Annotated in this window: 26 protein-coding genes and 1 pseudogene; 11 read left to right on the top strand and 16 right to left on the bottom strand. The window is 63.4% G+C overall.

Features of this window, described 5'->3' with window-relative positions; translation table 11 throughout:
• Nucleotides 1-147 precede the first annotated feature (147 nt).
• Nucleotides 148-375 (bottom strand): annotated as a pseudogene (locus tag ACPS74_RS17255) (ATP-dependent metallopeptidase FtsH/Yme1/Tma family protein); the annotation flags it as partial.
• A gap of 172 nt (nt 376-547) precedes the next feature.
• Here ACPS74_RS17255 and ACPS74_RS17250 point away from each other — a divergent pair.
• Nucleotides 548-2,014 carry a GlxA family transcriptional regulator gene (locus tag ACPS74_RS17250; protein WP_029648464.1) on the top strand — a complete coding sequence of 489 codons (1,467 nt, stop codon included), beginning with the start codon at nt 548-550 and terminating at the stop codon, nt 2,012-2,014.
• Between the two features lie 181 nt (nt 2,015-2,195).
• Nucleotides 2,196-2,327 carry a hypothetical protein gene (locus tag ACPS74_RS17245; RefSeq protein WP_281431712.1) on the top strand — a complete coding sequence of 44 codons (132 nt, stop codon included), beginning with the start codon at nt 2,196-2,198 and terminating at the stop codon, nt 2,325-2,327.
• 105 nt (nt 2,328-2,432) lie between these two features.
• On the opposite strand, the gene ACPS74_RS17240 is transcribed toward ACPS74_RS17245, so the two are convergent.
• From ACPS74_RS17240 to ACPS74_RS17225, 4 genes are all read right to left on the bottom strand, one after another.
• Nucleotides 2,433-3,089, bottom strand: coding sequence for an acyl-homoserine-lactone synthase (locus ACPS74_RS17240; RefSeq protein WP_029648465.1), 657 nt, complete (start codon nt 3,087-3,089; stop codon nt 2,433-2,435).
• On the bottom strand, nt 3,086-3,883 hold the full coding sequence (locus tag ACPS74_RS17235; RefSeq protein ID WP_239754608.1) for an autoinducer binding domain-containing protein: 798 nt from the start codon (nt 3,881-3,883) through the stop codon (nt 3,086-3,088). Before ACPS74_RS17235 ends, ACPS74_RS17240 begins: the two co-directional genes overlap by 4 nt.
• Nucleotides 3,884-4,072: 189 nt before the next feature.
• Nucleotides 4,073-5,005 (bottom strand): outer membrane protein, encoded by a 933-nt coding sequence (locus ACPS74_RS17230; protein ID WP_029648467.1) that lies wholly within the window; start codon nt 5,003-5,005, stop codon nt 4,073-4,075.
• Nucleotides 5,006-5,411: 406 nt separating this feature from the next.
• Nucleotides 5,412-5,963, bottom strand: coding sequence for a PAS domain-containing protein (locus ACPS74_RS17225; RefSeq protein ID WP_029648468.1), 552 nt, complete (start codon nt 5,961-5,963; stop codon nt 5,412-5,414).
• Nucleotides 5,964-6,289: 326 nt separating this feature from the next.
• On the opposite strand from ACPS74_RS17225, the gene ACPS74_RS17220 reads away from it, so the two are divergent.
• Together ACPS74_RS17220 and ACPS74_RS17215 are read left to right on the top strand one after the other, a co-directional pair.
• Nucleotides 6,290-6,997: a rhomboid family intramembrane serine protease gene (locus tag ACPS74_RS17220; RefSeq protein WP_029648469.1), complete on the top strand. Its 708-nt coding sequence runs from the start codon at nt 6,290-6,292 to the stop codon at nt 6,995-6,997.
• Between the two features lie 49 nt (nt 6,998-7,046).
• A complete protein-coding gene (locus ACPS74_RS17215; protein ID WP_029648470.1) occupies nt 7,047-7,478 on the top strand; it encodes a CBS domain-containing protein in 432 nt (143 codons plus the stop codon).
• On the opposite strand, the gene ACPS74_RS17210 is transcribed toward ACPS74_RS17215, so the two are convergent.
• The 3 genes from ACPS74_RS17210 to folE form a co-directional block, all read right to left on the bottom strand.
• Nucleotides 7,475-8,473, bottom strand: a complete 999-nt coding sequence (locus ACPS74_RS17210) for a patatin-like phospholipase family protein (RefSeq protein ID WP_029648471.1) — start codon at nt 8,471-8,473, stop codon at nt 7,475-7,477. The two genes, ACPS74_RS17215 and ACPS74_RS17210, sit on opposite strands and share 4 nt — an antisense overlap.
• Before the next feature lie 174 nt (nt 8,474-8,647).
• Nucleotides 8,648-9,037, bottom strand: a complete 390-nt coding sequence (gene hisI / locus ACPS74_RS17205; protein WP_029648472.1) for a phosphoribosyl-AMP cyclohydrolase — start codon at nt 9,035-9,037, stop codon at nt 8,648-8,650.
• Nucleotides 9,037-9,666: a GTP cyclohydrolase I FolE gene (folE, locus tag ACPS74_RS17200; RefSeq protein WP_018407865.1), complete on the bottom strand. Its 630-nt coding sequence runs from the start codon at nt 9,664-9,666 to the stop codon at nt 9,037-9,039. Before folE ends, hisI begins: the two co-directional genes overlap by 1 nt.
• A 247-nt stretch (nt 9,667-9,913) precedes the next feature.
• Here folE and ACPS74_RS17195 point away from each other — a divergent pair, with 247 nt between their 5' ends.
• From ACPS74_RS17195 to ruvA, 4 genes are all read left to right on the top strand, one after another.
• Nucleotides 9,914-10,339: an iron-sulfur cluster assembly scaffold protein gene (locus ACPS74_RS17195; protein WP_029648473.1), complete on the top strand. Its 426-nt coding sequence runs from the start codon at nt 9,914-9,916 to the stop codon at nt 10,337-10,339.
• Nucleotides 10,340-10,424: 85 nt separating this feature from the next.
• Nucleotides 10,425-11,681 (top strand): dicarboxylate/amino acid:cation symporter, encoded by a 1,257-nt coding sequence (locus ACPS74_RS17190; protein ID WP_029648474.1) that lies wholly within the window; start codon nt 10,425-10,427, stop codon nt 11,679-11,681.
• 71 nt (nt 11,682-11,752) lie between these two features.
• A complete protein-coding gene (gene ruvC, locus ACPS74_RS17185) occupies nt 11,753-12,256 on the top strand; it encodes a crossover junction endodeoxyribonuclease RuvC (protein WP_029648475.1) in 504 nt (167 codons plus the stop codon).
• Nucleotides 12,253-12,867 (top strand): Holliday junction branch migration protein RuvA, encoded by a 615-nt coding sequence (gene ruvA, locus ACPS74_RS17180; protein WP_029648476.1) that lies wholly within the window; start codon nt 12,253-12,255, stop codon nt 12,865-12,867. Before ruvC ends, ruvA begins: the two co-directional genes overlap by 4 nt.
• Before the next feature lie 8 nt (nt 12,868-12,875).
• Here the strand turns inward: ruvA and ACPS74_RS17175 are convergent, their stop codons facing one another.
• Complete coding sequence (locus ACPS74_RS17175) at nt 12,876-13,460, bottom strand: Uma2 family endonuclease (RefSeq protein WP_029648477.1); 585 nt, start codon at nt 13,458-13,460, stop codon at nt 12,876-12,878.
• A gap of 47 nt (nt 13,461-13,507) precedes the next feature.
• Here ACPS74_RS17175 and ruvB point away from each other — a divergent pair, with 47 nt between their 5' ends.
• Complete coding sequence (ruvB, locus tag ACPS74_RS17170) at nt 13,508-14,563, top strand: Holliday junction branch migration DNA helicase RuvB (protein WP_029648478.1); 1,056 nt, start codon at nt 13,508-13,510, stop codon at nt 14,561-14,563.
• Between the two features lie 205 nt (nt 14,564-14,768).
• Here ruvB and ACPS74_RS17165 read toward each other — a convergent pair whose 3' ends face one another.
• Both ACPS74_RS17165 and ACPS74_RS17160 read right to left on the bottom strand, forming a co-directional pair.
• On the bottom strand, nt 14,769-15,806 hold the full coding sequence (locus ACPS74_RS17165) for an MBL fold metallo-hydrolase (protein ID WP_029648479.1): 1,038 nt from the start codon (nt 15,804-15,806) through the stop codon (nt 14,769-14,771).
• Between the two features lie 27 nt (nt 15,807-15,833).
• A complete protein-coding gene (locus ACPS74_RS17160) occupies nt 15,834-16,493 on the bottom strand; it encodes a peroxiredoxin (RefSeq protein WP_029648480.1) in 660 nt (219 codons plus the stop codon).
• A gap of 166 nt (nt 16,494-16,659) precedes the next feature.
• Here ACPS74_RS17160 and ybgC point away from each other — a divergent pair, with 166 nt between their 5' ends.
• The gene (gene ybgC, locus ACPS74_RS17155; protein WP_029648481.1) at nt 16,660-17,088 is read left to right on the top strand and encodes a tol-pal system-associated acyl-CoA thioesterase; all 429 of its coding nucleotides are present in this window, start codon (nt 16,660-16,662) and stop codon (nt 17,086-17,088) included.
• A gap of 51 nt (nt 17,089-17,139) precedes the next feature.
• Entirely contained in the window at nt 17,140-18,276 is a 1,137-nt protein-coding gene (gene alr / locus ACPS74_RS17150; protein ID WP_029648482.1) for an alanine racemase, read from the top strand.
• 7 nt (nt 18,277-18,283) lie between these two features.
• On the opposite strand, the gene ACPS74_RS17145 is transcribed toward alr, so the two are convergent.
• From ACPS74_RS17145 to uvrB, 5 genes are all read right to left on the bottom strand, one after another.
• Nucleotides 18,284-18,922, bottom strand: coding sequence for a Maf family nucleotide pyrophosphatase (locus tag ACPS74_RS17145; protein ID WP_029648483.1), 639 nt, complete (start codon nt 18,920-18,922; stop codon nt 18,284-18,286).
• Between the two features lie 24 nt (nt 18,923-18,946).
• A complete protein-coding gene (gene infA, locus ACPS74_RS17140; RefSeq protein ID WP_014890360.1) occupies nt 18,947-19,165 on the bottom strand; it encodes a translation initiation factor IF-1 in 219 nt (72 codons plus the stop codon).
• 155 nt (nt 19,166-19,320) lie between these two features.
• Nucleotides 19,321-19,731, bottom strand: coding sequence for a type II toxin-antitoxin system VapC family toxin (locus tag ACPS74_RS17135; RefSeq protein WP_083481298.1), 411 nt, complete (start codon nt 19,729-19,731; stop codon nt 19,321-19,323).
• Nucleotides 19,732-19,751: 20 nt separating this feature from the next.
• Nucleotides 19,752-19,991, bottom strand: a complete 240-nt coding sequence (locus tag ACPS74_RS17130) for a hypothetical protein (RefSeq protein ID WP_051381675.1) — start codon at nt 19,989-19,991, stop codon at nt 19,752-19,754.
• A gap of 150 nt (nt 19,992-20,141) precedes the next feature.
• Complete coding sequence (gene uvrB, locus ACPS74_RS17125) at nt 20,142-22,706, bottom strand: excinuclease ABC subunit UvrB (RefSeq protein WP_029648486.1); 2,565 nt, start codon at nt 22,704-22,706, stop codon at nt 20,142-20,144.
• Nucleotides 22,707-22,812: the final 106 nt, after the last annotated feature.

Raw genomic sequence — 22,812 nt, 5'->3', positions numbered from 1 at the left:
CGCCATGTAAATCCAGACGGCGATGAAGAGCAGCAGCGGCAGCCCATTGACGAGCAGAGTCGTGAGCCAACCCGGACTGTCGTTCGCGGGCTTGGCGCTGATCTGCACCTTCTTGGACTCAAGCTTCTGCACGAGGCTCGGATCGCTCGGCGCGTAGGTCGTGAAGGAGCGGTTGTCGTTAAAGTGGCCGGAAATCTCATTGCCGGACATCGTCACGTCATGGACGCGGCCTTCGTCGATCTGCACCAGCAGCTCGCTGAAGGTGATCTCGCGAGCCGGCGTGCGGGTCTGCTGATGCTGGAACAGCCCGAAAAGCAACGCGCCGACTGCGACGAACAGGACCCAAGGCAAATATTTCTTCCAATTCGCCTTCATTTTCACCTCCATGACGAGAGCCGCGGCGGACCGGGGCGTCGTCGTCAATATGTATGCATCCCCCACCGGAAGCCGAAGATGCCTCGACTAGCGCAGGATGAGATTAGAAGTAATCTAGGTCAGGATGGCGCAATAGCCAAACAGGCGTCATAATTCGCCAAAAGTTGAGCGGATGAAAAAGATTGTCATCGCCGGCCTAAATGAATGCCTGGGCTCGGCTTTCTCGGGACTGACGGATATTTTGACGCTCGCGCGGCGCGCCGTCGTTCGCGCCGCCGCGCCCACTGAAAACGCTGAAGATCCTTTCTATGTCGTTGCGGCAAGCGCGGACGGCGAGGCGATCCGCGATCGCGCGGGAGCGAGCTTCCCCGTCGCCGCGTCCTTCGAGGCCATCACCAGCTGCGACGCGATCATCGTGCCGAGTTTCTGGCCCGGCGAGGACGGAAAGCCGCCGGACATGTCGCGCTTTGGCGCGACGGCCGCCTGGCTACGGCGCCACCATGTGCGCGGGGCGCTCATCGCAGGCTGTGGAACGGGCGTTTTTCTTCTCGGTGAGGCGGGTCTCCTTGATGGCCGCCGCTGCACGACGAGCTGGCGGCATCATGAGGAGCTGAAGCAACGGTATGCCCGAATCGACGCCGCCTGGGGCGCTCGGCTGATCGAGGACCGTCGAGTGGTCACGGCCGCCGGCCCCTTGTCGTGGATCGACGTCGCTCTGCATGTCATTCGTGAGCTTTGCGGGGTCGATGCGGCGCGAATCGCGGCGGAGTTCACCCTCGGCGAGGCCGCGCCCTTCAAAGGCGCGCAGCTCGACCCGACCGTCTACAACACAACCGGGCTGAACGAAGGCGCCGGCGCCTTTTTGTCAGATGCCGAGCGAATCGTTCGGCAGTCCAACTCGTCAATGAGCGCTCAAGAGCTCGCACGGGCGCTATCGACGTCCGAGCGAACGCTGCATCGCAGGCTCAAACTGGCCTCCGGAGAGTCGCCGAAGACCTTCATCGATCGGATACGCGTCGAGACTGCGCGCATGTTGCTGGAAACCAGCGCCAAGCCCGTCAAGGAGTTGGCCTCCAGCGCCGGCTTCGCCGACGAGGCGAGTTTTCGGCGCGCGTTCCGGCGTTTCGCCGGCATGGCGCCGAGCGCCTATCGGGTGTGGGCGCGCGCCAGAAGCCAGAACAAAGGCCAGCTTTTCGCCCTGCGCAAGGAAGCGGAAATCATTCCGAAAATGCTGACGACCATATTCGACGCCTGCGTCAACGGGGTCACGCTCGCGGACCCCGACCTCGAAGATTCGCCGATCATTTACGCCAATCGACCGTTCATGCGGATCACCGGCTATGAACTCGACGAGATTATCGGACGCAACTGCCGCTTTCTTCAGGGCGACGACCGCGATCAAGAAGGAAGACTGCGGCTGCGCGAAGCGATCCGCAATCGAGAACAGGTCGAAGTCACGCTGCGCAATTATCGCAAGGATGGCGCGCTCTTTCACAACAAGCTCAACATCACGCCGCTCTTCGACGCCGACGGCCGCCTGCTGTATTTCCTCGGCGTGCAATATGACGTCAGCGATCAGGTGCAGGCCGAATTGGAAATCGGCGACCTCAAAGCGAAGCTTATGTCTTTGACGGATTAATCGTCATTGCGGCGCACAGACGCTAAAGCCGAGCCGACTAACCATTGTTTAGAGGCGGATTACTGGCCGCAAGCCGAAACAGCGCAGCGCTCTTCTAAGTGGCGTGGCAGGTGCATCGCAAAACCTTTTCCTACTTGGCATATTTCTAAGTCGGTGCGCTAATTTGTCGCGCCTGCCTCAGATGCGGCTCTTCGTTTCCTCAATGGGCAGCGAGCCACAGGACAAAGCCATGAATGCGATCTCAGCGATTCTCTCGATTTTTGCCGCGGCCGCCGCCATTACGCTTGCGATCACCGCGTTCGTGAACGCCTGACCCTCGCGGCCACAAAAGCGTCGCTCGCCGCCCTGCGGCGAGACGCCGACGTCCTGATCTTTTAAATTGCCCCTCGGAGGCTCGCCCGGAGAGAGGCCGTTTCGTTCATGACCGGCAGTCCATCTGGCGCAGACGTTCCAGATCGGCAAGATTGATCGGCGGCGCCGAGGCGTCGCCCGCAAGACTTCTGAATGGCGCGTCCATCGCCGCGCCGACTTCATAGAGCACAGCAAACATGTCGGCGCCGTCGATGGGCATCTGCGGGGCTAATGTCTCGCCGGCGCAGCCGCGATGCGACAGCAGTCGATGCATCGACCTGTCGAAAACGCCGATCACATGCGTCAGCGCCGCGGTTTGGGCGATCGCATTCAACGCGACGCCGAGCTGACCGATCGTGCGATCGATGGCGGCCTCCGTCGCGGGAGAATTTCCGGCGGCGCGGAGCGTCAAACGACTCGCTTCCCAAATCAGCGGGCTTTCGACGCGCAGACCATCCAGCGCCGCTCCCGCGAAGCCGTCGTTCAACATCGTGACGCCGGTCGTCGGCAGAACCCTCAGCGCTCCCGCGACGCCTTCCATTTCGTCGAGCGCAAGAACGTAGAGCGGATCAAGCGAATCAAAATAATCGACGACCGCCATGCGATGGACCGCAGCGGACGGCCGCCCGGCATGCGCGCGAGCAGCGCCGAGGCGCAGGTCATACATCTCATCCATCAGACGGGGAAAAAGCGCGCGCGATTCGCCAGGCAGCAGCGCGATCATCGCTCCCGCCGATTGATCGAAGAAAAGTCAGCGGGAGTGGACTCGATCGCGGAACCAAGCCGTTCAACGCCGACCCGAATCAGCCCTATGCGGCACGCCTCCTCGACGGCGTCGTCGACCGAATCGGCGTGAAGCCGCGCGCGCGCCGTTTCGAGCCAGAAGCGCGCAGCAGTTGGACCCGCGCCAAGCGCGACCCCGATCTCATGATCTCTGATCCCTTTCGCCTTGAGGCGCAGGCAAACCAGCTCCCGATCCGACAACCGCATGTCGACGTGGCGTTCTATGGCAAGTGAGTCTCGCACGCCGGCGTGAAAAATCGCGCTTATCGCCATGAGCCGGCGAATCAGGTCATGGCGCGGCGCCAGCAGGGATGAAGCGTCTTCAGGGCAGCAGACGCTAAACAGCGCATATTCGCCGCTTCGGCCGCGCAGGGGAATGGAGACGCCCTCGGCGCCGAAGTCGAGCTCCATCGCTTCGCCCAGGAGTTTACGAACTATCGGATCGTCTCGATCCAGCAGGCGCCAATCGAGCGGCATTATCCCGCCGAACCCAACCCGCAGGACGGGCTCGAGATCGATACGGCGCGCCTGGGCATAGGATTTTCGCCACGAGGCGGCATGAACGGCGGACAGCAGCGGTCGGTCGGCCAGCCCTGTCGGGATGTTGAAGGCGAGGTAAGCGACGTTCGCGAGGCCTGTCGCCCGCAGGAATTCACTGAGGAAGCTGTTGGGAATGGGAAATCTCTCGGCGCGCGTGAGCCGATCGATGAGATCGAAAACATCCTCGCAATACACGCGACGCCTGTGCCCGGAAGCAATTATCAATTCGATACAGCGTCGCCTCAGGTTAGGCAATGCGCCGCCGCCATCAGATTTGCGAAATGGGCGTGAGCCCCCTGTAAACGAAAAATGGGGCGTAGGCTCTTCTAAAATAGAGAGCCCGGCCAATCGGCCGGGCTCTCTCATATGGATCGTCAGGCTGGATCAGTATTTCGCAACAATCGGGGCAGCACCCCAGTTGAAGTGATAGTTGACGCCGGCGCGAACGATGTTGCCGTTAAAGCGGGCCCTGGTTTGCCCAGCGAAGAAGGCCTGGAACCCCGTAACGTTGTCAACCGCCGGTATGAAGAAGGCGGCGTTCACAGTGCCCAGATCGTAATAAAGATATTCGACCTTGGCGGACCAGTTCGGCATGAACATCCACTCAAGTCCGGCGCCCGCCGTCCAGCCGACGCGCGTATCGGAGAAGGCCGAGGCGCCGAAGATGGGGGGCAAGTGATTGCAACAAAGCACCGTATTCGCATTGAAAACGGAAGTGCTCGTCTGCACGCCACCATAGGCGAGACCACCGGTGCCGTAAACGAGCAGGGTCGGGGTGAACAGCCAGCCGAGGCGACCGCGCACGGTGCCTATATAATCGAGCCGCTTCGTGGAGGAAATACCTCCGACATACGCTTCTCCGGCATTCTGGGGGACGGTGACCGGCGCGAGTGTGCCAAGGGTCTTCGAGCTTCCGGAACCGGCCACACCCTGGATGTCCGCCTCGACGCCCGCGACAAGGCGACCGCCCCAAAACTGCCAGTTATAGCCAATCTGGCCGCCGCCGATGAAGCCGCCGCCGTTAATCGGCACGGTTCCGGAGGTCGTCAAAGCCATCGCCCCAAGGTAGGAGGCCTGCTGAGCGGCACCGCCGCCGTGGGGGAAATCTCCAATGGTGGCAATCGGCGCGACGCCAGTGGTCACGGAATTGCTATTCGCCCACGTTCCGCCAGCATTCAGACCGACGTAAAAGCCAGTCCACAGCGGCGGCGGCGGCAGCGGGGGCGGCGGAGGAGCCTTGTAGCTGGGAAGATCGGCCGCCAAAGCCGAGCCCGTCAGCGCGACCACAAGAGCGGCGACGGAAAGAGCTTTTTTCATCTGTGTCCTCTTTAGCTTGAGGCGGAAACCTTCGCCCGATTGCCTAGTTGAAAACCTTCAGCGATCGCTCGCCATGCAGTGCACTCAATCAGTCGAGGCCGCGCACAGTCAATCCAAAAGCCCCGTATCTGGCGGGCGTTCGGTCGGAATTCCGGCTGGTGTGGCGCCGGCGCCACAATGGCGCAGCGCTCAGAGTTTGGATCGACTGGCTCGATCTCGCCCACCGCGAAGGGCTGATCGGAGCAGCGCCTTCGGCAGGCATGAATCGTCTGGCCGGAGGTTCATGTCGCGACTCGAGTTATGGAGCGCAAAAGGAGGTGGGCACGCGCTGATAGCGTGAGGCTTCGCTCTGCTATGATCGTGATTGGAGGCGATGGCTCACGGCCATCCTGGCTCGAAGAGGCCGCTAGCGATCGGCCAACGGCGCGATCTCGGCGCGGCGCCAATCCTCTTCTGAGCCCTCCGCCGCCTGGTCCTCCAGCGCCCGCGCGGCGACCAGGTCGAGTGATCCCACGGGACAAATTCCAATCCACTCAAGCCGCTGTGCCGGCGCAAGCGACCCCAGCACGCGCGAACAGCTCTTACCGAAGTGAAGCAGAGGCAGAAGCAGGAGTTCGAGTTCCGCCGCATCCCGGTACGGCGCTGTCCGGGCGCGTGCGACAAGCGGCGTTTGGGCGTCGATGACCCGGCGAATCGCCTCAGCCATGGCCTCCTGTCGCGGCGCGCGCCACCAATCGAGGAAGAGGCGTCCTTTCTGCTCGCGCTGCCAGAGGGCGTTAACCCGAGCGCCGCAGAGACGGAGCGGAAGTCGGCGTTTCGGGTCCACTTCGATGATGAAGATGTCGGGCAGTATGTGGCGAATCGCGACGGGATCGATCTCCGCTCGATCCGGTGCCGCCCGTTCTCCCTTCAATCGCCCCCAATAGTCGTGAAGCTCCCTAGAAACCGATAATCTCATTCAACCCGCCCGACTCGTGAGCCCCCCGCCCAGGATTGGGACACACTCCCGCCTAGTGTTCCAATTTTTCCCGACTTAAGCAGCGATTGTGCCGTCGTAGCGGCAAACCCCAGGATGGAGAGCTGACCAACGGCCAGAACCCCGCACCCTGAGCGAAACCACCAAACTGAGCCTGTCGGAAGCCGTCTCCACCGACCGCTGGCGCTCGCGCAAACGGTTGTGGGTCGTCGCCCGGCGCTTCAAATCGGGACGCTCGCCGAGGCCGGTCGCGCTAGATAGCTTAATGCTGCGCGGGCTCTTGCCCAGCAAAACGGACAGGAGCGAACGTGCACGCGAGGCGAGAACAAATTTTCAATCTCCCGATAGTGACAAAGGCGCTGATCGTCGTGCTGGCGGCGACGCAGCTCGTCATTGCCTACGGTCCTTTGGAATTCTCGAACTGGCTGCTCACGACGTTCGCTTTCATCCCGGAGCGCGTGACGCTTGAAGGCGGCGCCGAATACGGCACCATGCTGACCTATTTTTTCTTGCACGGCGATTGGACGCATCTCATCGTGAATGCGTTAGCGCTTGCAGCATTCGGCACGCCGGTCGAACGTCGATTCGGTTCGGCGCGCTACCTCCTCTTTCTCGCCGCGAGCGCCTTCGCAGGCGCGTTGTTGTTTCTTGCGCTGCACCCTTACGAAATCGCGCCCGTCGTGGGCGCATCAGGCGCAATCTCAGGAACAATGGGGGCAATTGTGCGTTTCGCATTTACGCCAGGAGCGCGGCTGGCGGACAAGCGGCCCAGTCCCCGGACGCCATACGACGAGGAATCGCATTCCACTTCGCTGTCGCAACTGCATTTGAACCGACAGGCGATGTTTTTCCTTCTCGCATGGCTAGCGGTGAACGTGCTTCTTGGCGTCTTTCCGCAGGCGGTCGGCGTATCGAACGCGATCGCTTGGGAAGCGCACGTCGGAGGGTTTTTGTTCGGCCTGCTCTTTTTCAGCTTCTTTGATCGCGCAGGTCGGCATGCCCTGAGTTCGCAGTAACGCCTTCGGTTGGCGCGGGAGGCCGGTCGAGAGCGAAAAGGAGGGCCAGATGACGATCTCGAACATACTCGCAGAGAAAGGACGAGAGGTGGTGACTGCGAGCGCCGACACGACGCTGCAGGAGGCGGCCCAGCTTATGATGCGCTATCGAATCGGCGCGCTTGTGATTCTGGACGACAGCGGCCGACTGGCCGGACTGATCGCCGAACGCGACATTGTTTCGGCGGTGGCGCTGGACGGGCCAGAGGCGCTGACGCAGCGCATATCTGCGTATATGCAGCCCAGCCCCCAGCCGGCGAGAGAAGATGACGCCGTCGAGAACACGATGCGGGTGATGACCATTGAACGGCGCCGGCATATCCCCGTGATCCGGGAAACGCGCCTCGTGGGCCTCGTGTCGATCGGCGACGTGGTCAAATACCGCATTCGCGTCATCGAGGAAGAGCACCGATCGATGCGCGAATACATCGCGCAAGCCTAAGGACTGGGCGGGGCCGACAGCGGGATGTGGGCGAAGATATTCGGCAGCGCGCGCTTCGTCGCCTCGCGCCCCACATGGATGAGTTGCTCCGCCTTGTGAAAGTCGAACATGCCGACCTCCTCCAGTCGCGCCGTAATCGTGGCGTCTGGCGGGTCGCCGGCCAACCGCGAACGCAGGATGCGATCCTGGATGATGTTGAAGGCGTCGATCATCGCGGTGGCGACGTTCGGCGCATCGCCCGGCTGACGATCGAAATAGCGGGGCAGGAATCGATCGACGAAGGAGGCGTCGGCTTTCTGTCCGAACGGACCGGCCTCTGCGGCGCGATGCAGCGCGCCGGGATCGTCGCGGATGACGCGCGCGCGATACATCGTGTCGGCGGTGACGTTTACGGCGATCACATATTCCGCGCCGAGCGCGCGGCACACGGTGACCGGCACGGGATTGACCAGCGCGCCATCAAAAAGCCAGCGATCGCCAATGCGCACCGGCTCAAAAACGCCCGGCAACGCATAAGACGCGCGGATGGCGAGCGACACGGAGCCATGCTGCAGCCACACCTCATGGCCCGTCCCAACCTGAGTCGCGACCGCGGCGAAGGGTATGGCCAGGTCCTCGATCTCCAGGCCTTCGAGTTCCTTTTCCAAGGCGGACCGCAACCGTTCGCCGGTGATGAGGCTCGCGCCGGAAAATGAGAGATCCATCAGCGTGAAGACGCGCCGCTTGGTCAGGGTGCGGGCAAAGGCCTCGATCTGATCAAGCTTGCCGGCGGCGTAGCATCCGGCGACGACGGCGCCGATCGACGTGCCTGCGATGACATCGGGCTTGATGTCATTGGCGGCGAGTTCGCGCAGCACGCCGATGTGCGACCAGCCGCGCGCCGCGCCCGCGCCGAGCGCCAGCCCGATCGTCGGCTGACCGCGCCTTTGCCGTTTGGCCTCGGTATCGGCCTTGCGTACGAGGGTCGTCGGAGGAGCTTGTGGTTCGTCCGTCATCGCGCCAGCCGCCTCGGCATCGACAAGTTGAGGGTTGCGTGAGCGTAGCGATAACATACGGGCCTTCCCGCGCCGCTGTCTCCGTCATGGTAAGCGGCACAAGATATATTTGGAGACCAGCCTGCGCTTCGAAAGGTGGGCTTCAGGTTAACTTTCCGCCAAAAAAACGAGCGCCTACGCGCCATCGGCGGAGAAAACCAGTGCGCCCTCATCGCCGAGCGCCCGATAAAAGCAGGACTTTCTCCCCGTATGGCACGCCTTGCCGTCGCCGCCGACTTCGACCTCGAGCAGCACGGCGTCCTGATCGCAGTCGACGCGCAGCGACAGCACCTTTTGCGTCTGCCCCGACGTCTCGCCTTTGCGCCAGAGCGAGCGCCGCGACCGCGACCAATAATGGGCGAGACCCGTCTCGATCGTCTTCTCGAGCGCGAGTTCGTTCATATAGGCGACCATCAGCACTTCATGCGTCGCCGCCTCCGTGGTGACGCAGACGATGAGGCCGTTCGCGTCGAATTTCGGCGCGAAAACGCTCCCCTCCTCCACCTCTTTGGAAGCCTGCGACATCACCGCGCTCCGCGCAGCAGCGTGTAGAAATGCGCCTGCTCAGCCGGATCCTCGCGGAACACGCCAGAAAACTGCATGGTGACCGTGGACGATCCCTGCTTCATCACGCCGCGCATCGACATGCACATGTGTTCCGCCTCTACCATCACGGCGACACCGCGCGGCGCGAGCGCTTCGTCGATCGCCGCCGCGATCTGCGCCGTCATCGCCTCCTGGGTCTGGAGGCGGCGGGCAAAAATCTCGACAAGCCGGGCAAGCTTCGATAGGCCCACCACCCCGCCCGCCGGATAATAGGCGATGTGCGTCTTGCCTACGAAGGGCACGACGTGGTGCTCGCAATGCGAGGTGAAGGGAATGTCGCGAACGAGCACGAGATCGTCGTAGCCTTCGACCTCCTCGAAGACTTTCGACAGGACCTCGTCGGCGCTCTCTCGATAGCCGCTGAAGAACTCTTCATAGGCTTTGACGACGCGACGCGGGGTGTCTTGCAGCCCCTCGCGGTCCGGATTGTCTCCCGCCCAGCGCAACAGGGTGCGTACGGCGGCTTCTGCTTCATCACGGGAGGGGCGTTCGACGGTTTTAACCGTCTCGAGCGAAGAAAAGGGACAGGTCTTAACCACGTCATCCATGTGGCGCCTCCATATGCTTCAGCGCGCGCCTCTGAAAGGCGCAACGGCAGCGAATGCCTCGCGCGAGCGAGGCGGTCCCTCAAATCGTCGCCCTCTCCAGATGGTTCGAGATCACGCGAGAATTCGAGACTGACGAGGGCGGTTGAAGGCCCCGGCGCGACCCGCCGCTTTCGCGAGGGCGCGCAAAATCCTATATAGAGATTTACCGAGGCGATGGTAAGGCCTTGGCTTGAAACGCGCGGCGGCGATGCTCGACAACATTTACAATCAACGCATTCTGGAACTTGCCGGAAACATTCCGCGCATCGGCCGGCTGCCGCGCCCGGACGCGACCGCCTCGGCCTATTCCAAACTCTGCGGCTCGACGATCACCGTCGATCTGAGGCTGGAAAACGGGAAAGTGGCCGACTATGCGCATGAGCTGAAGGCCTGCGCGCTGGGCCAGGCGTCGGCCTCGATCATGGCGCGCAACGTGGTCGGCTCCACGCCGAAGGAGCTGCGCGAGGCGCGCGAGGCGCTGCGCAGAATGCTCAAGGAGAACGGTCCGCCGCCGACCGGCAAATGGGCCGACCTCGCGGTGCTGGAGCCGGTGCGCGACTACAAGGCCCGCCACGGCTCGACCATGCTGGCGTTTGACGCCGTAGCCGACGCCGTCGCAAAGGCGGAGGCTTGATCGCGAGCCGACGAAGGCGGACAAGCGCTTATTCTGACGCCAACCGCTCAATTGCTGTCTTTCGCCAAGACAAGGGTCGTCTCAGTTGATCTCACAAGATGCGGAACGGACGACCGACGGCCTGGGCGCCCTCGGCTGGTGGCGCGCGACGCCCCTCTATCTGCGAATCTTGGGGGCCGTGGCGCTGGGGCTTGTCGTCGGCGTCACGCTTGGCGATCAGGCGGCACTGCTAGAAATTCCCGCCAAACTCGTCCTGCGGCTCCTGGGGGCGCTTGCCCCTCCGCTGATCCTGCTGGCGATCATGCAGGCGCTGATGCGCGCGCATCTTGGCGGACGCCAGGCGCTCCGGCTGGTGACGCTGCTGTTGACCAACACGCTGGTGGCGATCGGCATCGGCCTCCTCGTCGCTAATGTCCTTCAGCCCGGTTCATGGTGGAGCCCCGCGCCGGCGCATGCGCCCGCCAAGGCCGCAGCCGGCGCCGATCCCCTCGCGCAATTCCTGGACAGCGTGCCCAAGAGCATCGGCGGACCGTTTTCAGACAATGGCACGGTGATGGGCGTCATCTTCATTGCGGTGGCGCTCGGCGTCGCGCTGAGAAGCCTGCGGCATCATGAGGTGCGCACCGTCGAAGACCTCGTTCACGTGGCGCTGACCAGCCTCATTACGATTCTGCACTGGATCATCGACCTGGTGCCGCTGGCCGTGTTCGGCATCGTCGCCAGCATCATCGGCGTAAAGGGATTTGGCGACTTCCTCGCTTTGGGAGGCTTCGTCGTCGCCGTGCTCGCGGCGCTGACGTTGCAAGCCGGCTACTACCTCGTTCGCGTGCGACTGGGTTCATGGGTGCGCCCATTCGAACTGCTGCGGGGCGTGCGCGATGCGCTGGTGATGGCGTTTTCGACCGGCAGCTCCACGGCCACGATGCCGGTGACCTATGCGCGCCTGCGCGAAAACGTCGGGCTGCGCGAGGAGTCGGCCAGCATGGGCGCGCTCGTGGGCGCAAACTTCAATAATGACGGCACGGCGCTCTATGAAGCCATGTCGGCGTTGTTCGTCGCGCAATTGCTCGGCATGCATTTGACGCTCAGCCAGCAGTTCATCGTCGTGTTGACGTCGGTCGTCGCATCCGTCGGCGCAGCCGGCATTCCAGAGGCGGGACTGGTCACGATGACCATGGTCTTCAAGGCCGTCGCGCTGCCCACCGACTACATCGCCATGCTGTTTACCGTCGACTGGCTGTTGGACCGCTGCCGGACAGCCATCAACGTCATGGGCGACGTCACGGTCAGCTGTCTGCTGGATGGCAAAACGCGCGAGCAGCCGGAGACGCGACCGCCCTGAGGCGTCCGAGCCGCCGCAAGAAACGCTGCAAGAGTCTCGCCCCAGCGCCGCTTTCCGCCTACGCTCGCCGCATGACCCCTGCCCCGATTCGCATCCTCGGCATCGATCCCGGCCTGCGCAACACCGGCTGGGGCGTCATCGAGGCGCAGGGCTCGCGGCTCTCCTTCATCGCCTGCGGGCGCGTGCGCTCCGACGCAAGCCTCAACATGGGCGAGCGGCTTTCGCAGCTGCATTTGGGCCTGATGGGCGTCATCGCCGATCATGCGCCACATGAAGCGGCGATCGAGGAGACTTTCGTCAATCGCGATCCGCAGTCGGCCTTGAAGCTCGGACAGGCGCGCGGCGTGGCGCTGACCGCACCCGCGCTCGCCGGCCTCGTCATCGCCGAATACGCCGCCAATCTCGTCAAGAAGACCGTCGTCGGCGCCGGCCACGCCGACAAGACGCAGGTGCAGATGATGGTGCGGGTGTTGCTGCCGGCGAGCGGAGCGACGAGCGCCGACGCCGCCGACGCTTTGGCGGTGGCGATCTGCCACGCCCAGCATCGCGGCGCGAGACTGCGGATTTCGGCATGATCGGCAAGCTCAAAGGCCTCATCGACAGCTATGGCGAGGATTTCGTCATCCTCGACGTCAATGGCGTCGGCTATGTGGTGCATTGTTCGACGCGCACGCTGCAGAAGCTGCCGCGCGTCGGCGAAGCCGCCGCGCTCGCCATCGAAACGCAGGTGCGTGAAGATTCAATCCGCCTCTTCGGCTTCGCGACCGAGTCTGAGCGCGACTGGTTCCGGTTGCTGCAGACCGTGCAGGGCGTCGGCGCCAAAGTGGCGCTGGCGATCCTGTCGATTCTGCCCGCGAACGATCTCGCCTCCGCCATCGCCATGCAGGACAAGGCGAGCGTCTCCCGCGCGCCGGGCGTCGGCCCGAAGCTCGCCGCGCGCATCGTCGCGGAGCTGAAGGACAAGGCGCCCGCCTTCGGCGCAATTGACCCTGCCCTGGCGCGGCTCTCGGGCGAGGAGCCGGAAGGCGCGCCGTCGGCCGCGCGCGATGCAATTTCCGCTCTCGTCAATCTCGGTTATGGGCGCCCGCAGGCGGCTGCCGCGGTGGCCGAAAGCCTCAAGCAGCTTGGCGAAGCCGCCGAGGCGAGCGCGCTGATTCGCCAGGGCCTGCGGGAACTCGCGCGCTGAGCGCGCGATCAGGCGGCGATCACGTCGCGGTAGATTTCAGCGAGCGGAACGCCGACCCCGACCGCCGGCAATTCCAAAGTCGCGACGAGCCCATCAAAGATCCGCACGCCCCCCCACTCATCTGCGACACGGTCGAAAGTCTCGATATGGGCGCGATCGCGCTCAACCAGCACATAATGCTTCAGGCTCGGCAGCAGTTGATAGACCGCCCATTTCTCGAATCGATCTCGAGCCTTGCTCCCTTCCGACATCACTTCGATGAGCACCGTCGGATCGGACAGATACGCGGCTCCTGGCTCAAGCGCGCTACAATGGACGATCACGTCCGGCAGCGTTGAAGACTCTGTCGGGCGGCTACGCAGCCGAAACGACTCGACCAAGGTCCGGCAGGGCGAACCCGACGCACGCAAGCGCTCGCGGATGCCATTCGCCAAATTCTGGATGATGTAGTTGTGCTCCCAGCGCGCGCCGACCATCATGCGCACGACGCGGCCGCCGATCAGCTCCCACTTCTCATCGGCGGGCTTGTCGGGCAAAAGTTCCTCGAAATCGTCGAGGGACATATACTCATATTGCGAGGACGGGCGATTCACGGCGCGGCTCCGTTTGCCGCATCTTAGCACAGCGCCTGCGCCAGCGCATGGGAGCCGCCCGTTTGACCACCCCCGCGCGCCTTGTCAGCCCCGAGCAGCGCGACGACGACGCCGACGCGTCGCTGCGACCGCTGTCGCTTTCGGACTTTACGGGTCAGGAGGCGGCGCGCGCCAATCTCAAGGTCTTCATCGAGGCCGCCAAGACGCGCGGCGACGCGCTCGATCATGTGCTGCTCGTCGGCCCGCCTGGACTGGGCAAGACCACGCTGGCGCAGATCGTCGCGCGCGAGCTTGGCGTCAATTTTCGCTCCACCTCCGGCCCCGTCATCGCCAAGGCCGGCGACCTCGCGGCGCTGCTCACCAACCTCGAGCCGCGCGATGTGCTGTTCATCGACGAAATTCACCGGCTCAATCCGGCGGTGGAGGAAATCCTTTATCCGGCCATGGAGGATTTCCAGCTCGACCTGATCATCGGCGAGGGCCCGGCGGCGCGTTCGGTGAAGATCGACCTTGCGAAGTTCACCCTCGTCGGCGCCACGACGCGCGCCGGCCTCCTGACGACGCCGCTGCGTGACCGCTTCGGCATTCCTGTTCGATTAAATTTCTATACGGCGGAAGAATTGGAGCTGATCGTCAAGCGCGGCGCGCGCGTGCTGGGGATCGGCGTCGACGCCTCGGGCGCGAAGGAAATCGCCCGCCGCTCGCGCGGCACGCCGCGCATCGCCGGCCGCCTTCTGCGACGCGTGCGCGACTTCGCCGTGGTGGATGGCGTGGGATCAATCACCCGCAAACTCGCCGATCATGCTCTGTCGCTCCTCGAGGTCGATTCAATCGGCCTTGACGTGATGGATCGTCGCTATCTCAATCTGGTGGCCGTCAATTTCGGCGGCGGCCCGGTCGGCATCGAGACGATCGCGGCGGCGCTGTCGGAGCCGCGCGACGCGATCGAGGACATTATCGAGCCGTTTCTATTGCAGCAGGGCTTCTTGCAGCGCACGCCGCGCGGGCGCTTGCTGACGCCGCACGCTTTCCGTCACCTTGGCCTCGCCGAGCCGGCGCGCCCTGCTGCGCAGTTCGGATTGTTCGGGGAAGGCGAAGACTAACCGGCGATCACGCGGTGAGCACGAAATAAATCATTGCGCCAAATAAGAGAACGGCGGCGATCTCGCCGGCATGCTCCAGCGCCTTGAGCGCGCGGCTTACGAGCTTCGAGTTCATAGTGCACCCTCCAGAGGAACGTACATGGCGTCTCAAGCTGCGCTTTCCAGCTCCTTACGAGGAGTCAACTCGATCGAGCCGATATCCAAATTAGCCTACGAGCGGACCGCCGGCCTTGATCCAAGCGTCGAGGCCGCCCTGAATGTGGCGAGCGGACGTTAGTCCCGCTTCCTGGGCGGCCTCGACCGCCATCGCCGAACGCTCGCCGAAGGCACAATAAAAAACGATGCGCTTGCCGGTGGCGACCGCCAATTCATGCAGCAGGCCGCCGTCCCGGATATGCTCGTCGAGTTCGTCATAGGGCATATGGAGCGAACCGGGGATAACGCCATGAACTTCGCGCTCGCGCGACTCGCGCAGATCGACGAGAGCTGTTGACGGCTGACCGAGAACGTCGAGCGCGTCTTGCGGCGTCAACGACCAGCCCCGCCGCGCGATGTCCTCCTGATGCAATCCGATGTGAACGTTCGCCGGCACCGCGACATCCATCATTTTCGGATTGGGCAAATGCAGACTGTCCATCAGCGCGACATATTCATCGATGGATTTGACCTGCAAGCGCGGATTGAACGCCCGCTCCTCGCCAATCGTGCTGACTGTATCGCCCTTGTAGTCATGCGCCGGATAGACAAACGTCGAGTCGGGAAGGTTCAACAGCTTGCCGAAAAGCGACTCGTACTGCGCCCGCGCGTCGCCGTTCTGAAAGTCAGTGCGGCCCGTGCCGCGAATCAACAGCGTGTCGCCGGTGAACACTCGGTCGGCCATCATAAAGCTGTATGAATCGTCCGTGTGTCCGGGCGTGTAGAGAACATCGAGCTCGACGCCCGGAATTCGGATGCGCTCGCCTTCGCGAACGCGCATCGACACCACGTCGGCGTTGCTGCGCTCGCCCATCACCGTGATGCAGTGCGTGCGGTCGCGCAGCGCGCCCGATCCGGTGATGTGATCGGCGTGGGTGTGCGTGTCCAAAGACTTGACCAGCCGTACGTCGAGCTCGCGCATCAGCTGGAGATAGCGATCAACCTTGTCGAGCACCGGATCAATGATCAGCGCCTCCCCGCCGCGATGGCCGGCGAGGAGATAGCTGTAGGTGCTGGAGACGCTATCGAACAGTTGCCTGAAGATCATCGCGCGCTTTCCTGCGCCTGCCCCGCGTCATTTCGGTTGCGGGACAATGCGAAGATAGGGCCGCGGCGCATTCCAGCCCTCAGGATAGATCTTCTTGGCCTCCTCGTCGGAGACTGAACCGGCGATGATGACGTCATCGCCGGGCCGCCAGTTGACGGGCGTCGCGACCTTGTGTGTCGAGGTCAATTGCAGCGAGTCGATGATTCGGAGCACTTCATCGAAGTTGCGGCCAGTCGTCATCGGATAGACCATGATGAGCTTGATCTTCTTGTCGGGACCGATGACGAAAATATTGCGCACTGTCTGGTTGTCGGCCGGCGTCCTGACGCTGGCGTCGCCGCCCGCGCTTGCGGGCAACATTCCATAGAGCTTGGAGATGCGCAGGTCCGGGTCGCCGATCATCGGATAAGTCGGCTTCGCGCCCTGAGTTTCCTCGATGTCCAGGGCCCATTTGGCGTGATTGTCGACCGGATCGACGCTCAACCCGATGATCTTGACGTTACGTCGCTTAAATTCGGGCTCGAGTTTGGCCATGTAGCCAAGTTCGGTCGTGCAGACCGGCGTGAAGTCCTTGGGATGCGAGAATAGAATGCACCAGGAGTCGCCAATCCAATCATGAAACTTGATATGTCCTTGCGTCGTGTCGGCTTCGAAATCCGGCGCGGTGTCGCCAATCTGGAAAGACATGTGGAAGCTCCTCGGTTATGGTTGCGACGCGCCTTGGAGCGCGAGCGACGCTCTTCGCCGCCTGAGAGCGTATGCCTATAAATGCGATTGTTTCGCTCAGTATCAAGAACAGCCGCGTTCAAGCCAATCCCATGAAACTCCAACCTATCCGCCAGCCGAACGCAGAATGACGACGATCGCGCCACAGTCCCTGTCCATTCGCGTCTATTACGAAGACACGGACTTTTCCGGACTCGTCTATCACGCCTCCTATTTGCGATTCATGGAGCGGGCGCGCACCGAAATGTTGCGTTCCCTCGGGCTCGATCAAAAGGCGCTGCTCGAAGGCGCAGCCGGCGCGCCGATTTTTTTCGTTGTCCGGTCGATGGACGTCGACTTTCAAAAGCCCGCGACGATGGACGACCTGCTGACCGTCGAAACCGACACTCTTGAGCTCGGCGGCGCCTCGCTCACGCTTGAGCAGCGGGTTTTGCGGCAGGCGGAACTGCTTGTCCGCGCCAAAGTCCGGATTGTGTGCGTCGAAGCCGGCCGCGCCCGCCGACTGCCGCCCGAGGTGCGCGCGAAATTTGAATGTCTTCTGCCAAATTCAGAGTAGAATGCCGTCGCCATCTGGACGCCGCCTTTTGCGGCCTAAAATGGCGGCGAGATGGGAATCAACGAACCCGCTGCGCGCCTGCGGCCCCGGACCGAGCCTTCGGACCCGGCGGAGACCGGCGTTCTGATCGTCGACCTCGCCGCCCTCGCCGATAATTGGCGCACAATGGCGCGGCTGGCCGGCGGCGCGGAATGCGGGGCGGTGGTGAAGGCCGACGCCTATGGATTGGGGCTCGCGCCCGCGATGCGCGCGCTGCTGTCGGCCGGCTGCCGAACCTTTTTCGTCGCCAATGTCGTCGAAGGCGAAGCGGCCCGGGCCGTCGCCAACGACGCGACGATCTATGTGCTGGACGGGCTCGTGCCCGGCGCCGCGCCGCGCCTCGTCGCCGCCGATCTTATCCCGGCCTTGGGTTCGCTCGGCGAAATCGACGAGTGGGCGGCGACGGGACGCAAGCCCAAAGCCGCCATCCATTTTGACACGGGGATGAATCGCTTCGGAATTCCGATCAGCGAGGCGGCGCAGGCGGCCGAGCGCGCGCGCCACATCGCGCCTACGCTGGTGATGAGCCATTTTGTCAGTTCTCAAATGCGCGAGGCCGCCTGCAACGCCCGGCAAATCGAGGCGTTTCTGGACGCCCGGGCGCGCTTCGCCGACATTCCCGCCTCGATGGCGAATTCCTCGGCCGTGTTCCTGCCGCAGCGCCCGCATTTCGATCTCGTTCGTCCCGGTTACGCGCTCTTTGGCGGCAACCCCACGCCTTACGCCGAATGCCCGGTGCGGCCGGTCGCGCGACTCAGCGCGCGCATTCTCTCAACGCGCGAGATCGAGCCCGGCGCCTGCGTCGGCTATGACGCGCTATGGTCGGCGCCAAAGCGCACGCGCATCGCCACGATCGGCGTCGGCTATGCGGACGGCGTGCCGGTCGGGGCTGCCTCTTGCACGGAAAAGCCCACGGGCGAAGCGCTCGTCGGCGGAGTCCGCTGCCCCTTTATCGGCCGCGTATCGATGGATTATGTCGTGCTGGACGTTTCCGAGGCGCCGCGCGAGGCCGCGCAGCGCGGCGAATGGGTGGAGCTGCTGGGCGACGGCATTTGCCTCGAGGACGCCGCGGCGCGCGCCGGCACGATCGGCTACGAGATTCTCACGCGGCTCGGCGCGCGATTCTCGCGGCGCTATCTGGGGGCTTAGCTCGGCGTCACGCCATCGCGAACCACGGCGCGAGCACCGGATATCCCTCGCCTGCGAGGAGCGACACCGTCTCATGCAGCGGCAGGCCGACGACGGCCGTATAGGATCCGACGATCTTCACCAGAAACACGCCGGCGCGTCCCTGAATGGCGTAGCCGCCCGCCTTGCCGCGCCACTCGCCGGTTGAGAGATAGGCTTCGATCTCGGTCGAGCCGAGGCGCTTGAACCGCAGCCGCGCCTCGACGAGACGCCTGCGCTCCAAGCCGCGCGGCGTGATCAGGCTCACCGCCGAAAAGACCCGGTGCTGGCGCCCCGAGAGCAGCTGCAGGCACTCCTCGGCCTCCTCCCGCGTCTCCGCCTTGGGCAGAATTCGCCGGCCGACGGCGACGACCGTGTCGGCGGCGATGAGAAAAGACTCCCTCAGCTCGGGCTGCGTCGCGCGCAGCTTTACCGCGGCGGCCGCCTTCTCGCTGGCGATTCGTGTGGCGTAGGCGCGCGGCGATTCCCCGCGGTGCGGCGTCTCATCGATGTCGGCCGGCAGCAGGGCGTCAGCGTCGAGCCCCGCCTGCTGCAACAGCGCCAGGCGCCTCGGCGAAGCTGATGCGAGAACGAGCTTGGGACGGGCGATTGGGGGATTGGCTGTCAAGAATGTCGCTCCGCCAAAAGAAAATTACCGGAAACGATATGTTATACGCCCTTTGGTCAAATCATAAGGGGTCATCTCGACAAGCACCTTGTCGCCAGTCAATACGCGGATGCGGTTCTTGCGCATTTTGCCGGCGGTATGGGCGATGATTTCGTGGTCGTTTTCGAGCTTGACGCGAAACATCGCGCTCGGCAGCAGTTCGGTGACGACGCCGGGAAATTCGAGCAGTTCTTCCTTGGCCATGTGGTTCCTTGTAAGGCGCTTCCCGCGGCGAGTGTGGCCGCGCGGCTTAGATAGCGCGTGAAATGCGAAAAACCCGCTGCCCCGGCCGGGGAGCGGACTCGGCGCGGACCCTAATCGAGAACGAAGGATTTGTGAACCAGGGAGTTAAGGGGCCCTCAACGCCCCTTCTCAGGTTTGACGGCCGCGAAGGGATCAAGAATTATTGCCCCGAGTCCCTCAACGTCTCGAACATTGCGCGTCACAAGCGTCAGATCATTCGCTTTGGCCGTGGCCGCAAGCAAGGAGTCCACAACAGGGGCGGTCCGAAGAGCGCTCATTCGCCCCCACTCCCCCGCAACGTCAGAGTCGACCGGCAGAATACGTCCGACGAAAGCGCGTTCGACATCAACCAACCAACGGTCAAGAGCGTCGGCGCCCCTCACGTCCCTTCGCCGCAGCCTTTCCGCCCCCCGGCGGATTTCGCCAAGCGTCAGCACGCTCAGATATAGCTGCTCGTCCTTTACCGAGGCGAACCAAGACGCGACACGCGCATCGCATCGCGCACCTTTGCGAAACTCGGAAATCACATTGGTGTCGATCAGAAAATTCAAAAGGCGACGTCCCGGCCGAGATCGCGCGGGCGTTCTAGGTCAACGCCTTCAAGCGGCGCTGCGGCGAGAAGCGCCTTGAGCGAGCCCGGAGCTGGGGAGGGCACGACATCGCGGAGAACAGCGCGTACTTCCGCTTCACGGAGAGGATCGGCGAGCGCGGCGGCGACGCCGCGAACAAGCGCGACATCCTCCTTGCGCGCCTGAACCTCGACACGCACGAGGCCCTTTCGCTTCATCCGCTGTCGATAGATTTGGACACTGGACTTTAGCGGCTTTGGCATCCTGGACATTCTTCCGGAAGAGTTACCGGAAATTTTGCGCGCAAGCAAGTATCTGGACCGGTTTCATGGCTTCCTTCTCCGATTACGGGAGAAGGTGAAACGGCGTCACTTCGGCTTGCCCTTTACCGTGCGCGTGCCGGGCTTGCCGCCCGAAGAGCGTGGCGAAACGCGCGGCGGCGGCGTGAGCCGACCCAGAGGCCGCGCTTCCCCGCCGCCGAAATTATGCGGCCCCATGTCGGCGTCGGTCGGCTTATGCGCGCGGGTCGCGAGCTTTTCCTCTTCGTCGCGGCGTATCGCGCCGCGCCCTCCCCGACCAAAGGAGGCGCGGAATTGCGGGCTCGCCTCGGCGAGCAATTCGGCGCGTTGCAGCCGCTGGATTTCATCGCGCATGCGCGCCGCCTCCTCGAAGGCGAGATCGGCCGCCGCCGCCTTCATGCGCTTTTCGAGATCGGCGATCGTGGCCGCGAGATTATGCCCCGGCGCGATGTCATAACCCGTGTCGATGGTCACATGATCCTGCTCGGCGACCGAGCCGAGAATGTCGGCGATGCCGCGCTTGATCGACGCTGGCGTGATGTTGTTCTCGCGGTTATAGGCCTCCTGCTTCGCCCGTCGGCGGTCGGTCTCGTCCATCGCGCGCTTCATCGAGCCGGTGATCTGATCGGCATAGAGAATGACGCGGCCGTCGACATTGCGCGCGGCGCGGCCGATCGTCTGCACGAGCGAGGTCTCGGAGCGCAGAAACCCTTCCTTGTCGGCGTCGAGAATGGCGACGAGGCCGCATTCGGGAATGTCGAGACCCTCGCGCAACAGATTGATGCCGACAAGCACGTCGAAGGCGCCGAGCCGCAGATCGCGAATGATCTCGATGCGCTCGATCGTGTCGATGTCGGAATGCATGTAGCGCACGCGCACGCCGTTCTCATGCAGATATTCAGTCAGATCTTCCGCCATGCGCTTGGTGAGCACGGTCACAAGCGAGCGATAGCCGATCTGCGCGGTCGCCCGCGCTTCATCGAGAAGATCGTCGACCTGGGCGCGCGCCGGGCGCACCTCGACAATCGGGTCGATCAATCCCGTCGGGCGAATCACCTGTTCGACGAAGACGCCGCCTGTCTGATTGAGCTCCCAGTTTCCCGGCGTCGCCGAGACCGAAACGGTCTGCGGCCGCATCGCGTCCCATTCCTCGAAACGCAGCGGACGATTGTCCATGCAGGACGGCAGACGGAATCCATATTCCGCGAGCGTCGCCTTACGGCGGAAGTCGCCCTTATACATCGCGCCGATCTGCGGAATGCTGACATGGCTCTCGTCGGCGAAGACCAGCGCATTGTCCGGGAGATATTCGAATAGCGTCGGCGGCGGCTCTCCGGGCCTGCGGCCGGTGAGATAGCGCGAATAATTCTCGACGCCGGCGCAGGAGCCCGTCGCCTCCATCATCTCGAGATCGAAGCGCGTGCGTTGCTCGAGCCGCTGCGCCTCCAGGAGACGCCCCGAACGGTGCAATTCATCGAGCCGCGCGCGCAATTCCTCCTTGATCGCCTTGATCGACTGCAGCAGCGTCGGCCGCGGCGTCACATAATGCGAATTGGCGTAGACTTTGACGAATTCGAGATCGACCGTCTTCTTGCCGGTCAGCGGATCGAATTCGGAGATCGACTCCACCTCATCGCCAAAGAAGCTGATGCGCCAGGCGCGGTCCTCATAATGGGCCGGGAAGATGTCGACGGTGTCGCCGCGCACGCGAAACGTTCCGCGGGTGAAATCAGCGCCGATGCGGCGGTAGTGCAGCGCGACGAGATCGGTGACGAGTTGCCGCTGCTCCAGCTTCTCGCCGAGAGTCACCGAGAAGGTCATCGCCGTGTAGGTTTCGACCGATCCGATGCCGTAGATGCAGGAGACCGACGCCACGATGATGACGTCGTCGCGCTCGAGCAGCGCGCGCGTCGCGGCGTGGCGCATACGGTCGATCTGCTCGTTCACCGAGGATTCTTTTTCGATATAGGTGTCCGAGCGCGGCACATAGGCCTCGGGCTGATAGTAGTCGTAATAAGAGACGAAATATTCGACGGCGTTATTGGGAAAGAAGCTCTTGAACTCGCCGTAAAGCTGCGCCGCGAGCGTCTTGTTGGGCGCGAGAATGAGCGCCGGGCGCTGCACGCGTTCGATCACGCTCGCCATGGTGAAGGTCTTGCCCGATCCGGTGACGCCGAGCAGCACCTGATCGCGTTCCAGCGCCGCGATGCCCTTGACCAGCTCCTCGATCGCCGCCGGCTGATCGCCCTTCGGCGTGTATTCGGAGACGAGGTCGAACCTTACGCCGCCTTCGGACTTGGCCGGCCGCTCGGGCCGATGCGGCGTCCAGGGCTTTTGGTCGCGAATGTTCGGATCGCCAAGGCGCAGCAGTTGCGCAAGACTGTCGGCGGTGGCTTCCACGCCGCCCCCGGCCTGAAACCCCTCGCCGAGCCCGTATTTCTCGATGTCCTCCTCGTCGAGACCGTGGATGGAAGAGGCGTCATAGGGCGCCTGCGGCGCCTCGCCGAACCCGGGCGCGAGCGCGGGATTAAGGAGTTGCACGAGATGCGGCGCGAGCGGCGCGACCTCCGGCTTCGCCGCCTTGGCGCGCGTCGGCCGCGCAGGATCTCTGGGCTTTCCGGGAGGTTTCGCCATGGCCGCAATATGGGGGAGACGGCGGCGGGATGGAAGCGCCCAAAGGAGCGGTTACGCCACTCCCCCGATCAATGACGACGATCTCCGCAAGCGAAAGCTCGGTTTG

Source organism: Methylocystis sp. SB2 (assembly GCF_049817085.1).
Lineage (GTDB): Bacteria > Pseudomonadota > Alphaproteobacteria > Rhizobiales > Beijerinckiaceae > Methylocystis > Methylocystis rosea.
The sequence above is the reverse complement of the archived record's forward strand: the minus strand, read 5'-3'. Positions and strand labels throughout refer to the sequence as shown.

Bases quoted from the DNA above. Each gene is read 5' to 3' on its own strand.
- ACPS74_RS17250 (WP_029648464.1), top strand. From the start codon at position 548: ATGAAAAAGATTGTCATCGCCGGCCTAAATGAATGCCTGGGCTCGGCT.
- ACPS74_RS17245 (WP_281431712.1), top strand. From the start codon at position 2,196: ATGCGGCTCTTCGTTTCCTCAATGGGCAGCGAGCCACAGGACAAAGCC.
- ACPS74_RS17240 (WP_029648465.1), bottom strand. From the start codon at position 3,089: ATGATCGCGCTGCTGCCTGGCGAATCGCGCGCGCTTTTTCCCCGTCTG.
- ACPS74_RS17230 (WP_029648467.1), bottom strand. From the start codon at position 5,005: ATGAAAAAAGCTCTTTCCGTCGCCGCTCTTGTGGTCGCGCTGACGGGC.
- ACPS74_RS17225 (WP_029648468.1), bottom strand. From the start codon at position 5,963: ATGAGATTATCGGTTTCTAGGGAGCTTCACGACTATTGGGGGCGATTG.
- ACPS74_RS17215 (WP_029648470.1), top strand. From the start codon at position 7,047: ATGACGATCTCGAACATACTCGCAGAGAAAGGACGAGAGGTGGTGACT.
- ACPS74_RS17210 (WP_029648471.1), bottom strand. From the start codon at position 8,473: ATGACGGACGAACCACAAGCTCCTCCGACGACCCTCGTACGCAAGGCC.
- hisI (WP_029648472.1), bottom strand. From the start codon at position 9,037: ATGTCGCAGGCTTCCAAAGAGGTGGAGGAGGGGAGCGTTTTCGCGCCG.
- folE (WP_018407865.1), bottom strand. From the start codon at position 9,666: ATGGATGACGTGGTTAAGACCTGTCCCTTTTCTTCGCTCGAGACGGTT.
- ACPS74_RS17195 (WP_029648473.1), top strand. From the start codon at position 9,914: ATGCTCGACAACATTTACAATCAACGCATTCTGGAACTTGCCGGAAAC.
- ruvC (WP_029648475.1), top strand. From the start codon at position 11,753: ATGACCCCTGCCCCGATTCGCATCCTCGGCATCGATCCCGGCCTGCGC.
- ruvA (WP_029648476.1), top strand. From the start codon at position 12,253: ATGATCGGCAAGCTCAAAGGCCTCATCGACAGCTATGGCGAGGATTTC.
- ruvB (WP_029648478.1), top strand. From the start codon at position 13,508: ATGGGAGCCGCCCGTTTGACCACCCCCGCGCGCCTTGTCAGCCCCGAG.
- ACPS74_RS17165 (WP_029648479.1), bottom strand. From the start codon at position 15,806: ATGATCTTCAGGCAACTGTTCGATAGCGTCTCCAGCACCTACAGCTAT.
- ACPS74_RS17160 (WP_029648480.1), bottom strand. From the start codon at position 16,493: ATGTCTTTCCAGATTGGCGACACCGCGCCGGATTTCGAAGCCGACACG.
- ybgC (WP_029648481.1), top strand. From the start codon at position 16,660: ATGACGACGATCGCGCCACAGTCCCTGTCCATTCGCGTCTATTACGAA.
- alr (WP_029648482.1), top strand. From the start codon at position 17,140: ATGGGAATCAACGAACCCGCTGCGCGCCTGCGGCCCCGGACCGAGCCT.
- infA (WP_014890360.1), bottom strand. From the start codon at position 19,165: ATGGCCAAGGAAGAACTGCTCGAATTTCCCGGCGTCGTCACCGAACTG.
- ACPS74_RS17130 (WP_051381675.1), bottom strand. From the start codon at position 19,991: ATGAAGCGAAAGGGCCTCGTGCGTGTCGAGGTTCAGGCGCGCAAGGAG.
- uvrB (WP_029648486.1), bottom strand. From the start codon at position 22,706: ATGGCGAAACCTCCCGGAAAGCCCAGAGATCCTGCGCGGCCGACGCGC.